Raw genomic sequence first — 12,860 nt, 5'->3', positions numbered from 1 at the left:
AGGAAAACGGGATCCCGTTTTCCCCTTCAAAAAACAGGTATTAAACAACAACACTTTATATTCATGACATTAATCAAATCCATATCCGGAATACGGGGAACCATAGGAGGTGTACCCGGAGATAATCTAACTCCTATAGACACGGTGAAGTTTGCGGCAGCTTACGGAACCTGGCTGAAAGAAGAGAACCGGGGTAAGGAAAAGCTCAAGGTCGTTATCGGGAGAGACGCCCGTATCTCGGGTGAAATGATACAGGGATTGGTTATTCAGACCCTGACCGGATTGGGGATTGATATCGTAAAACTCGATCTGTCCACAACTCCGACCGTAGAGGTAGCCGTACCCCTGGAGCATGCCGATGGGGGAATTATACTTACGGCAAGTCATAACCCGAAACAATGGAATGCCCTGAAGCTGCTGAACCACAAAGGAGAATTTCTCAATGCAGCACAGGGAGCCAGAATACTCGAGCTTGCGGCAGAGGAAAAATTTGATTTTACCGATGTGGATCATCTCGGTAAAGTGACACGCAATGAAGCTTACATAGATATACATATCGACGAGGTATTAAAATTGCCGTTGGTCAATGCCAAGGCTATAAAGTCTGCCGGATTTCACGTGGTAGTAGACGGCGTAAATTCTACCGGAGGCATTGCCATTCCGAGGTTGCTGGAGAGACTGGGAGTCCATGTTACGCCTTTGTACTGCGAACCCAACGGGCATTTTCCGCATAATCCGGAGCCTCTTAAGGAGCACCTGACCGACATCTCGGAACTCGTGGTTAAAAAGAAAGCCGATTTTGGTATTGTAGTCGACCCGGATGTGGATCGCCTGGCGTTTATCAGTGAAGACGGGGAAATGTTCGGAGAAGAATATACCCTGGTGGCCTGTGCCGATTATGTTTTGAGTAAAACCCCCGGAAACACAGTTTCCAATATGTCATCTTCCCGGGCATTGCGCGATATTGCCGGTAAACATGGCGGAAGTTACCAGGCCAGTGCCGTAGGTGAAGTCAATGTGGTTGCGCTAATGAAAGATACCGAGGCCATTATAGGAGGAGAGGGTAACGGGGGGATCATATATCCCGAACTCCACTATGGCAGAGATGCCCTGGTCGGGGTAGTGCTTTTTCTCTCGCTTCTGGCTGAGAAGAACATTAAGGTGAGTGAGCTACGTGCCTCGTATCCGTCGTATTTTATGAGTAAAAAGAAAATAGAATTGACTCCGCAGATCGATGTGGATGCTATTCTGAAAGGGATGGAAGAAAAATACAGGGGAGAGGAGCTATCTACCATAGATGGAGTAAAGATAGACTTTGCCGAAAACTGGGTACACCTGAGAAAGTCCAATACCGAGCCTATTATCAGGGTCTATACGGAAGCGAAGAGCCAGGAAGAAGCAAATGCGCTGGCTGATAAAATTATCTCGGAGATCGAAGACCTGGTAGCCGTTAATGGTTAAAAGCAGATGGGTATGAAAGATACTTATGTCGTCGTTTCCGCGGAAGAGGAGGATTTCGATGAGATCGTGGAGGTGTGGGAAGCCTCGGTAAGGGCCACACACCATTTTCTTAAAGAAGAAGATATCGGTTTTTTCCGCCCCCTGATACGCAGTACATATCTGAAAATGCTGGATGTGCGGGTTATTAAGGGACAGGACGATAGCATTCTGGCTTTTACAGGTATTTCCGGATCGAGTATAGAAATGTTGTTTATACATCCCGATACCCGTGGAACCGGACTCGGGAAAAAACTTCTGAACTATGCTATTGCCGAAGCGGGAGCTTTCCGGGTCGATGTCAACGAAGCAAATTTTCAGGCCAGGGGTTTTTATGAGTATATGGGATTCAAGGTTACGGGAAGATCGGAACTGGACAGTACGGGAAAGCCTTATCCCATACTGCATATGGAATTGAATTCAATGAAACACACATACACCACACATAGTTAATATATTGTTTTATGGTAGCTACAGCAGAGGAATCTAAAATATTCAGGACAGAACTCGAAGCGTATTTCAAACCGTTCCGGGATAATATCATAGGAATAAACCAGGAATTCGAATCGCCATACGGTACCCGACGTATTGTGTATACGGACTGGACGGCAAGTGGCCGTTTATACAGGCCGATAGAAGAAAAGCTGTTACACGATTTTGGGCCTTATGTAGCCAATACGCATACGGAGACAACGGTTTCGGGAACGGCTATGACCCTGGCTTACCATAAGGCAAGACATATCATAAAAGAACATGTAAACGGTAATCAGGATGACATCCTGATCACTTCCGGAAGTGGTATGACCGGCGTTATTAATAAATTCCAGCGTATTCTCGGACTTAAAGTCCCCGAAAACCTACGGAAACATACGCAAATACCGGACGATATGCGCCCTGTGGTATTTATTACGCATATGGAACACCATTCCAACCAGACTTCCTGGCTTGAGACCGTGGCCAAAGTAGAAGTAGTTCCTGCAAATGATGAAGGATTGTTTTGTATGGATAACCTGCTCGAACTTCTCGAAAAACATCGCGACAGGCCTTTGAAGATCGCTTCGGTTACTGCTTGCAGTAATGTAACCGGGATACAGACACCTTATCACGATATCGCCAAAGTCATGCACCGTCATGGCGGGGTTTGTTTTGTGGATTTTGCCTGTTCCGCACCTTATGTGGAGATCGATATGCACCCGGAAGACGAGGAAGCTGCCCTGGATGCCATATTCTTTTCGCCACACAAGTTTCTGGGTGGCCCGGGAACCTCAGGTGTACTGGTCTTCAATAAAAAACTCTATAAAAATATGATCCCCGATTCTCCCGGAGGAGGTACGGTAACCTGGACTAACCCCTGGGGAGAGCATAAGTATATCGATAATATCGAAGAACGGGAAGACGGGGGGACCCCCGGATTTCTGCAAGCCATAAAAACAGCCCTTTCCATTCGCCTGAAAGAAGATATGGGTGTGAAAAATATACTGGACAGAGAGCATGAGATCCTGGAACAGGTTTTCAATTTTCTTTCGGATGTCCCCCATGTAAATATCCTGGCCCCGCAGCACAAGGACAGGCTTGGGGTTCTTTCCTTTTTTATCGATGACCTGCATTATAACCTCGGCGTTAAATTGCTGAATGACCGTTTTGGGATACAGACTCGGGGAGGATGTAGCTGCGCGGGGACTTACGGGCATTATCTGCTTCATGTAGACCAGGAGACATCGAGTAAACTGGTAGAAGAAATTACGCTGGGCGACCTTATCAAAAAACCGGGATGGATACGCATGTCCATTCATCCTACCCTGAGCTGTGATGAGATACGCTACGTATGCGAATCGATCCGGGCATTGGCGGAACATCATACGGAGTGGGCTGAGGATTATGTGTATGACAAATCCCGGAATGAGTTTCTCCATAAAACCTATAGTGCGGATACTAAAAAAGAAGTGAACGCCTGGTTTGAGTTTTAAAAAGAAAATAGCGGGTTGGGCGTATGCGCTTCCCGCATTATTTCTTCCATTTCCCTGATAATTTCCGGATGCTCCCCGGCTATATTGTATTGTTCTCTGGGGTCTGTATCCAGGTCGTATAATTCCAGCGGTGCGTTTCGGTTTTTCCTGACATTGAGCCTTACCGCTTTCCACTTTTGTTTTCGGACAGCTTGTTTACCTCCCTGCTCATAGAATTCCCAATAAAGGTATTCGTGTTGCGATTGTTCCGTTTGTCCCAGTAATTCGGGAACAAAGGAGATACCGTTTATTCCGGCGGGTTTACCGGGAATCCCTGCTATCTCCGTTAATGTAGGTAACACGTCCCAGAATGCTGCAATGTGGTCACTGCGTTGTGCCGGTTTTATTTTACCAGGCCAGCGGGCGATAAAAGGCTCATGTATTCCGCCTTCATATACTGCTCTTTTCACCCCTTTGTAAGGCCCGCTGCTTTTAAAGAAGGCAACATCTTCGGGGCTGCGCCCCCCTTCGATATGTGTACCGTTGTCGCTCGCAAAGATCACCAGGGTATTTTTATCAATGCCTTTGGCCTTCAGACATTGCATAATGCGTCCGGTATAAGAGTCGACACTGCTTACCATAGCAGCATAAGCGGCTTTGGGATAGGGTTGGGGGCCGTAATGCTGGCCGGGTGCCCAGGCGGTTTCCGGAGCAAAAATACTCTGACCCGATGCGTCCAGGTAAGGACGCATGTATTTTTCAGGTGCAAGGAGCTCTGCATGCGGAAGCGTAAAAGACAGGTACAGAAAAAAGGGCTTGTCTTTTGGTTGTTTTGTGATGAAGTCAAGAGCATCTTCGGTGAATATCTCGTTGCCATAACGACCTTCCGGGATGGCAAACTTTAGCAACTTCCCCTCTTTTATACGCCATAGGGAGTCCGGTTGCTGGTCATGGGCTTCTACATGATGCAGGTGCCCGGTAAAACTATTCCAGCCTTTATGCCGCGGGTCTCCCGTAGAACCTTGCAGTCCAAGTCCCCATTTACCGAACATACCGGTAGTATACCCATGCCGCTGCAGAAGTTGGGGAATAATGGTATCGGTTTGTCGCAGCGGATATTCCCCGTTTCCGCGGATATGAACGATGCCGGTATGTTGCCCGGTCATCAGACTCGCCCTTGAAGGCGCACAAACGGTACTCCCCGCATAAAAATTCGTAAAACGCATTCCTTCTGCTGCCAACCGGTCTATGTGTGGAGTTTTTATACGTTGCTGTCCGTAGCACCCGAGATCGCCGATTCCCATATCGTCCGCAAGAATAAAGATAATATTGGGAGGCTCGCCGGGCAGAACACGATCCGGATTTTCCCTTGAAGATTTATGCTGGCAGGCCATTAATAATAAACTCCACGGAAGGAGATAGCACAGTACACGAATATTGAAAAATAACATCATTTTAATTATTTCCTTAAAGGTATAAAAATAAAATGTGTTCGTGAACTATTGCTCTTATTCCAGGAATTTTGCTTTGAGGCCGGGGTCGGCGGGGATCATACATTGTTCCTTTTTTCCGTACCATTTGTAGCGGTTTCGGGCTACGAAATCATAGATACGGTCGCGAAGTGACAACGGAAGGATATACTCAAAAATACGAAGTATCGGCCATCCACTACCGAGATCCGAAGCTATTTCTATAGCCGCCTGCGATTTGAGGTAATAAGCAACCCCGGGTTCTATAAGGACGATCGAATCGGTAGTTTCCCGGTCTATACCCCGTTCCGCAAGCAGGCGCTGCCCGGTTTCACTTTGCAACGAAGCAAACCTGAACCGGTCTTTTTTATCCCGTTGAATCACAAACTGTACCGATTGGTTGCACAGGTTGCACACCCCGTCAAAGAGGATAATTTTTTTATTGTCGTAGGTAGTATTCATAACTGATTTCAAAGATACTGCAAAAAGATGTGCAAAAGGGTACGGAATATGCCTGTACTATTACCTTTATTAGGGTTGCCGGTTTTATCGAATTTCCCGGTGGGCGGAGTATAGGTCCGTACCCGGATTACCGGGGAAGTTTACACTTCCGGAATTGTATTTCTTCACTATCTTTAGGGCAAAATATTTTCAAATCAATAATAACTAATTCAGCATTACCATGAAAAAACACATTGTATTATGGTGCGGCCTCGCTTTAGCTTCTGTGATGGCCACTGCCCAGGTAAAAACGCCTGCACCGAGTCCGTCTTCCAAAGTAGAGCAACAGGTAGGACTTACCGATATAAAGCTGGAATATTCCCGGCCGGCCATGCGTGGAAGGACAGTTTTCGGAAATTTGGTACCTTACGGTGAGGTATGGCGTACCGGAGCCAATGAGAACACCAAAATCACATTCGGGGATGATGTAAAAATAGGAGGGAAGATCCTGAAAAAGGGCAGCTATGCGCTGTACACCATTCCCGGTAAGGCTTCGTGGGAGGTGATCTTCTACAGTGATACCGACAACTGGGGAAATCCTCAGAAGTGGGATGAAAGCAAAGTGGCCCTGAAAACAAAAGCCACACCTCAAAGCATGCCTTTTGACATGGAGACATTTACTATGATGTTTGGCGACATCACCAATAATTCCGTAGAACTGGGTATACTCTGGGAAAATGTTTATGTAGGTATTGAGATCGAAGTACCTACCGAAACCAAAGCCATGGCAAGCATAGAAAACACGCTCAATGGCCCTTCGGCCAGGGATTATTTTGCTGCTGCGGTCTATTATCTCGAAGAGGGAAAAGATATTAATCAGGCAAAAACGTGGGTCGATAAGGCATTGTCCATGCAAGAAAATCCTCCGTACTGGATGTTGCGTCAGAAATCATTGATCTATTATAAAGCGGGCGATAAGGCCGGAGCTGTAGAAGCAGCAAAACAATCGCTTGCAGGTGCTGAAAAGGCGGGTAATCCGGATTATGTAAAGCTGAATAACGATGCATTAAAGGAGTGGGGAGCCCGATAGTCTTTTCTTCTCTTGATGGCTGACTTATCATTTCGGGCGAATCGGGATGTTATAGGTGTGATAAACTTCCTGCCTCCCCGATATGTCCGGAATGATATTTTCAGATTATCCTGCTGATTCCATTCTTTTCTCAAAAAAACGCTCCGTTAGTTTACCGGCTAACAGGGCTAACCAGCAATCAGAAATGTCGGATTCCGAAACATTCAAAGCTCACCGAATTCCGGTACCTTCCGAATTCCGGGAGGTGTTTACGCATTTCTATTTTGCGGCAAACCATTCGGGAGAAGTTATACGGAAAAGCTTTTTGCCTTCGTATCAAATCATACTGATTTTCAGTTTTGGCGAAAAGATATCAATACAGTCGGGAGAGCAACAAACAGTTGTTGAAGGATGTTTACTGCTCGGACCTGTAAAAAAAGCTTTTGATTACACCCTTGTCCCCGGCTCGGAAATCCTGGTCGCCAATTTTAAGGGGGATGCTTTTTATCGTTTTTTCGGGAATGCTTTAATGGAAAAAAGCATAAAGGTACACCCGGATCATCTCATGACGGATCATTGTTTCTCCTGGTTGTGGTCCGAACTGAAAAAAATAACGGTCCATAAAAAGCGGGTAGATTTTATTCTCGATTTTTCCCGTCCCTATTTACGAGACAGACATCCGCTCATAAACCGCCTGACCCGTTTTGAACATAAAAATCTCGATGTTGTAAAGACATTGGCCGAAGAGACCGGGCAGACCGAAAGGAACATCCAGTTACTGCATAAAAAACAATTGGGGTATTCTGCAAAGGAAATACACCGGTACTACCGTTTTTTAAGAGCTATCGAAATGTTGGAGCAGTATACTTCCGGAGAACAGGAGATCAACTGGTTTGATCTGATCCACACATGCGGATATTATGACCAGAGCCAGCTTATTCACGATTTCAAATATTACCTGGGGCTTACCCCGGTAAGCTATCTCAAATTCCAGAGGGAGATCTGCAATCCCTTAGGTTAAATTTCGTTTTCTTACAATTCCGGGATTTTCATGTGGTCTACTTTTACGGTATCAATATTCCATACGACTATTGATAAACGATAAAAATAAATATATGAAACATTTGATTATTTACGCGCATCCCAATCCGGAAAGCGCAAATGCATGGTTGAAGAATAACCTGGAAAATCATCTGCAAAACACCGGTAATGAGGTTAAGGTAAGAGACCTGTACCGGCTTCAGTTCCATCCGGTACTTTCGGCGGAAGACATGAGGGGACAACGGATAGGAACTGTCGCTCACGACGTAAAAACCGAGCAGGAATATATTTCACAGGCAGATTGTATTACATTCATTTATCCGATATGGTGGACCGGTCTTCCGGCAATTCTTAAAGGATATATAGACCGGGTATTCAGCTATGGTTTTGCCTATCGGTATGACAAAGGGGTGCAGAAAGGGCTTCTTCACGGGAAAAAAGTTGTGATTGTAAATACGCATGGAAAATCTGCGGAAGAATATCGGCAAACAGGAATGGATAAAGCCTTATCACTTACTTCCGATGAAGGGATTTACAGCTATTGCGGACTGGAAATCGTAAAACATTTTTACTTTGACAAAGCAGACCGGGTAACGCAAACCGAACTCAAAAAGTGGAATGAGTGTTTACTTGAGGTATATATATGAAATTATCGCATTCCCGGTTAAGGTCTGAGATGGTCTTTTTAAAAATAACATGGCGAGCCTCTGTTACGGTACAATCAGCAAGTTAAGGATGTATTTGGAAATAGTGTGCCGGATAAAGGGAATTTACCGGATAGTCACTTTTTTGATCTTTCTGGCGTAAGACGGAATGTTTAGCATGTCATCGTCCGAACCGCTGCCGTTTATTTCCTGGACGGAAACTCCTATGTTATAATTGCCGGGTGTAGCACTTTCCGGTATCAGGACTTCTTCACTGATGAACTGAGAAGCCGGAAAATTTTTATTGAAGTACCACTGATTCTGTCCCTTGCCGTTTTCCGGTTCGAGAAAAAGGGTGACGTTGTAATACGAATTGCGTATGGACGAGGTACGTACTTCAAACCTTACTTTGCTTCCCCGTGTCAGGGTTCCGGGATTTTCCACGGTTTCAACAGTATAGCGGAAAGTGTCTATGCTGACATCATTTCCCGACGCATCATCATCCCCCGAGCAGGAGAGCAGGACCAAGCCCATAAACAGGCAGGTGAGTATGTTTTTTATTTTCATAATTTCCGTATCATGGCTTAAAAAGTTTGTGAAATGATGAAGTTATATCATTTTAAATGAATGATGAGGTTAATATACGATTTTTTTTACCGTATGCTTTATCCCCGTAAGCTACTTGGGATGGTTTTAAAAAAGCCACCCCAAGAGGATGGCTCTTTTGCACTAAACCTAAAACAAAACATGGAGAAATTTTTCGGAGTAAAGGAGGAAATCAGCTATGATCTCCTCTTGTCTTTTTATCAAAAACCCGTAAAATCTTTCTGCCTATAGTTTGTCACACTATTTAATCATTAGAGTAATAATTACCCTGCATGAGCAAACGGAACCGGGCATCCGCGGCACTGGTCAACGAATAGGCCGGGTTGGTATATTGAGATTCAAACCGCCCTTCCCGGCTTACATAAAAACCTTCGGGGGAACAGATCAGGTCTATCAAACCAGGGTTGAGATTCTCTTCCATATAGGCCCCATTGTCATTTTGCGGCCCGTGATATGTAAAAACGACCTTCTTGTCTTTATAGGTGTAACTGATATTATAATTGCAGTTAAACCCTCCGACCCGGACTAATAGCAGGTTCGAACGTTCCGGGTCCGTTTCTCCTGCCAAATTGAATATCAGAGCAACCCGGTCTATTTCGAATATGGGATTCCTTTTTTTCAATTCCTCGTTTATTTCGGCTATAAGCATAGTAAAAACAGAGGAATTCATCGCATTGGAAAGTGCATTATCGGTCAGATCTCCCCGGTATGTCAGAGAATATGCCGTAGTTCCGAGGTCTTTATAATCGTTATTGATATAAGCGGGTTCGTTCGAATAAATGATCTCGGCGACGGAGCCTTCGGTCCGGGATACAAATGTTCTGTTTTCTTCATCCCATGTAAAGTCCGTATATGTATCCGATCCTATTTCCAGAGGCGGATTGAGGACCAGGCCCTCGGGGGTGAAACCTACGCCAAATGATAGCTCTGTAAGTTTATTGTCATCCGTCGGGGTTTCGGAACTTACAAACCGCATCAGCGCATTATAGTTGAAATTATACAGGGTACTCTTCCCGTTTTTCGTGATTTTTATGACCTGGTAAACAGGGTCTTCGGGGCCGGAGATGATGTTGTTTATCATTCCCCTGTTTTGCACAATAAGATTATCCCAGTCTTCTGCCGTAGCTTTCTCAAAAGTAATTTCGACATTGTTTTTAACGCCCCGGAACGTTATCATGTCTTCATTGGCACCATAGAAACTAAATTCGTTATCGCCTTCGAATCCGGTTCCTTTGAGTACTTCCGGGACATAGGAGTCATTGAGTTTATGGATGTGATTTTTAGTTGAGAACGTAAGTTTTACCGTATTTCCGAGATTAATATCGTATATACTTGTCTTCTCTTCGGTATCCTCATCGATGTCGGAAGCCATCTTCACATAACCTTTTTCATCGAAATCCATTAACAACGTAAACCCTCCGAACCGGTTGGGATTTGTAAAGTATATAGCTTTCCATCCGTGGGGAGCCGAAGTCAGAAGATTTTTGAGTTCCTGTTCCCTTTCACTGATTCTCTTTGTAGCCGTCTCATTAAAAAGTTCCTGGTCATCGTCATTTTTACAGGCACAAAATAAAATTGAAATCACACACAGGACATATACATTTTTGATTATTGTTCTCATTTTCCGGCAGTTTTATGGTTAGTTACGATGTCTTTCATTGCAGTGGTCGTCTTTTGCTGCAATTCATAGATATCAATATCCCATTCCGATTTGAAATAGTCCACGACAAAAGCTTCTTTCTGTCTGAGAAAGGCTACTCCTTTCTTAGCTTCTTCGAGCTCTATTTTCAGGTCGTTTATATCGGACTGTACGGAAGCGTCATCGTCTGCATCTTCCTCGAGTTCTTCCAGTTGTCCGTTTATGACATTGACAAGGAGGTTTACCTGGTTATCAAACTCTTCTCTGGACATAATGAGCATGGCAGAGACCATCTCGGCGAAATCCTCAAAATCATTGGCTCTCGCATACCTGCTGATATATCCCTTTTTCAGGGCTGTACGAAGGGAATAGCTGCTGCCGTTTCCAAACCACTGGGAAGTGTATCCCGAAGGTGTGATTTTCGCATAGGAAGGATCATAAGGTTTGGTCTGGTTAAGGATATGGCAGTATTCATGTTGGATGGTATGAAAGTACTGTTGTGTATCTTCCAGGTCACTCAAATCGAGCTGATCTACATTGAAGAGCGCTATCTTTAACCCCTGTTCTGCAAATCCGAGGGTTATGGTACCCGATTCGTTGACATTATATCCCCCGACCAAAATCAACTGCCGGGGAGCAATGTTTTTAATAAAGTCCTCACCCGCAATTTCATTATAAGGCTTCATCCATACCTCAAGCACTACGTCCAGTAATGGGCGTACATTTTCTAATGTAGGGGGGTACAGGTATTTATTGAGATCTACCTGGTTGTCATCCCATTTATAAAGAATGTCTATATTGTATGGGGCTACAAAGTTTTCCCTGATCCAAATATCCAATTCGGAAAGTGCAGGGGTTTCGGTATCCAAAACACTTTCCGAAGAAACCGGTTCCTCTCCGGAACAGCTATCACACAGGATTATGAGGGCCAAAATGTATATATATTTGAGTATTCGTTTCATTTTTCTGATGTTTTTGTTAAGATGTGTTCAGGAATGTTTACCTGGGGTTCGGACTTATTCCGCTTGCCCTGGCAACCGCCGGTATTTGTAATTCTCTCCTCGGATCGTCTTTGGGGAGCACGGTAGCATTTCCGAAATAATCTTCGTGGGTAACCGCCATGTTCCACCTTTTGTGGTCCAGCCATCGCATACCTTCGTGATAAAACTCTAATCTTCTCAATTCGGACAGGCACTTTATGAGGGACTCGGCGGACTCCGGAATAGGATAAAACGGAGAAAATTCATTGTCCTCTGCATTGTAAAAGGTATCGATATTATTTTTGTTTATGGTATGCGTAGCCTCAGAATAATCTGCTGTTTTTTTAGACAAAAAGCTATTGATATCCCTGACGGACTCATCTTCTCTTCCGGTCATTGCCAGGGCCTCTGCCCGGTTAAGGATGACCTCGTCATAAGAGAAAAGGACGCACATCAGATAGGCGAGACCGGTCTGGGCACTGATATTGGTAGTGATAAAGTACTCCGTAAATTTCGGAACATTGTTGTTGTAATCTCCGCTGGAGAAAACCGGATAACTCCATCGACCTCCCGTGGGATTTGTGTTTCCGAAAAAGAGGGAAGTACTTAATCCTGCACTCAGGGCATATCTTTCATCATCAAACAGTCTTGTATATGTAGACTTTGCCGAGGCTATCAGTAAATTAGATTTTTCTCCGGACGACTGATATTGAATGCCGTATTCTCTTGAGGTGCCCAGGCCTGTATAAGTTTCCTGGTTCCAGGGTCGAAGGTTTACGGCGGGATCCGAGCCCAGCACGTCATTGGCGTATGCTATGACGTTGTTCCATTCGCCTTTGAATACATAGAAGCGGGAGGCAAAAGCCTTTGCCGCATTTACGGTAAAGTGAAACTTAGGCTTTTCGTAATGGTCGGAGATAAGCTCCAGGCCGAGTTCCAGATCTTTTTCGATCTGTTCGTAAACTTCTTTTACGGTACCTCTTTCATAATCTTCCAGAACCACGGTTTCCGGTTCCAGTACAATGGGAATACCCGGGTCGGAGTCTGCCGTATCCGGGTTATAGGGTTTCGACCAAAACGCGACTAACATAAAATGTGCATAGGCACGGGCCAATAAGGCTTCGCCCCGTTGCGGCGACAGGTCTTCCCCATTGTTTTTTTCCAGTTCTTCTGCTGCAACAAGGGCGTGGTTGGCCTGTGCTATGGCTTTGTAGCAGGCATTCCAATAGTACGTAGGCGTATCCTCAGTTTCGTCGTTGAGGTCCCTCCAGAAAAACATCTCGGTATTTGTCCGATCATTGGTGATAGCATTTGGTCCTTTATCCGCAGCATTGTCACTCATACTTTCTGCAAACAGAAAATAAGTTCCGGTCGGATAAGCTCCGGCGAGAAGTTCGTCAATTTTTTCTTTGCTGTCTATTTCCGTTCGGTTGTCAGGCACCTCGTCCAAAAAAGAACTACAGGAGCTATGGAGCACCGAAATCCCCATACTCAGAACGATGTATTGTATATATCTTTTCATCATTTT

Annotated in this window: 12 protein-coding genes; 6 read left to right on the top strand and 6 right to left on the bottom strand. The window is 44.9% G+C overall.

All coding sequences use genetic code 11. From position 1 onward, the window contains the following. Positions 1–63 precede the first annotated feature (63 nt). From glmM to BT112_RS12940, 3 genes are read left to right on the top strand one after another with little or no spacing between them, the layout of a single operon-like run. Complete coding sequence (gene glmM / locus BT112_RS12950) at positions 64–1,461, top strand: phosphoglucosamine mutase (RefSeq protein ID WP_072317803.1); 1,398 nt, start codon at positions 64–66, stop codon at positions 1,459–1,461. Between the two features lie 12 nt (positions 1,462–1,473). After that, positions 1,474–1,950, top strand: coding sequence for a GNAT family N-acetyltransferase (locus tag BT112_RS12945; protein WP_072317802.1), 477 nt, complete (start codon positions 1,474–1,476; stop codon positions 1,948–1,950). Between the two features lie 11 nt (positions 1,951–1,961). Then, complete coding sequence (locus tag BT112_RS12940; protein ID WP_072317801.1) at positions 1,962–3,464, top strand: aminotransferase class V-fold PLP-dependent enzyme; 1,503 nt, start codon at positions 1,962–1,964, stop codon at positions 3,462–3,464. Here BT112_RS12940 and BT112_RS12935 read toward each other — a convergent pair. Further along, entirely contained in the window at positions 3,461–4,897 is a 1,437-nt protein-coding gene (locus BT112_RS12935) for an arylsulfatase (protein WP_139276188.1), read from the bottom strand. The two genes, BT112_RS12940 and BT112_RS12935, sit on opposite strands and share 4 nt — an antisense overlap. 54 nt (positions 4,898–4,951) lie before the next feature. Next, on the bottom strand, positions 4,952–5,374 hold the full coding sequence (locus BT112_RS12930) for a thiol-disulfide oxidoreductase DCC family protein (protein WP_072317799.1): 423 nt from the start codon (positions 5,372–5,374) through the stop codon (positions 4,952–4,954). A 220-nt stretch (positions 5,375–5,594) separates the two neighbouring features. Between BT112_RS12930 and BT112_RS12925 the strand changes: the two genes are divergently transcribed. The 3 genes from BT112_RS12925 (at position 5,595) to BT112_RS12915 (ending at position 8,110) form a co-directional block, all read left to right on the top strand. Then, positions 5,595–6,443, top strand: coding sequence for a DUF2911 domain-containing protein (locus tag BT112_RS12925; protein ID WP_072317798.1), 849 nt, complete (start codon positions 5,595–5,597; stop codon positions 6,441–6,443). A gap of 184 nt (positions 6,444–6,627) precedes the next feature. Beyond that, positions 6,628–7,443 (top strand): AraC family transcriptional regulator, encoded by an 816-nt coding sequence (locus BT112_RS12920; protein ID WP_072317849.1) that lies wholly within the window; start codon positions 6,628–6,630, stop codon positions 7,441–7,443. Positions 7,444–7,537: 94 nt separating this feature from the next. Then, entirely contained in the window at positions 7,538–8,110 is a 573-nt protein-coding gene (locus BT112_RS12915) for an NAD(P)H-dependent oxidoreductase (protein ID WP_072317797.1), read from the top strand. 123 nt (positions 8,111–8,233) lie between these two features. Here BT112_RS12915 and BT112_RS12910 read toward each other — a convergent pair whose 3' ends face one another. The 4 genes from BT112_RS12910 to BT112_RS12890 form a co-directional block, all read right to left on the bottom strand. Further along, the gene (locus tag BT112_RS12910) at positions 8,234–8,674 is read right to left on the bottom strand and encodes a hypothetical protein (protein WP_072317796.1); all 441 of its coding nucleotides are present in this window, start codon (positions 8,672–8,674) and stop codon (positions 8,234–8,236) included. Between the two features lie 283 nt (positions 8,675–8,957). Then, positions 8,958–10,334 carry a DUF4302 domain-containing protein gene (locus tag BT112_RS12900; protein WP_072317794.1) on the bottom strand — a complete coding sequence of 459 codons (1,377 nt, stop codon included), beginning with the start codon at positions 10,332–10,334 and terminating at the stop codon, positions 8,958–8,960. Beyond that, positions 10,331–11,314, bottom strand: a complete 984-nt coding sequence (locus BT112_RS12895; protein WP_072317793.1) for a zinc-binding metallopeptidase — start codon at positions 11,312–11,314, stop codon at positions 10,331–10,333. The genes BT112_RS12900 and BT112_RS12895 overlap by 4 nt, the downstream gene beginning before the upstream one ends. A gap of 37 nt (positions 11,315–11,351) precedes the next feature. After that, entirely contained in the window at positions 11,352–12,854 is a 1,503-nt protein-coding gene (locus BT112_RS12890) for a RagB/SusD family nutrient uptake outer membrane protein (protein ID WP_072317848.1), read from the bottom strand. Positions 12,855–12,860: the final 6 nt, after the last annotated feature.

This window comes from Sinomicrobium oceani (assembly GCF_900119185.1).
Classification (GTDB): domain Bacteria; phylum Bacteroidota; class Bacteroidia; order Flavobacteriales; family Flavobacteriaceae; genus Sinomicrobium; species Sinomicrobium oceani.
Note: the sequence above shows the minus strand (reverse complement) of the source record. Positions and strands in the feature narration are given on the sequence as shown.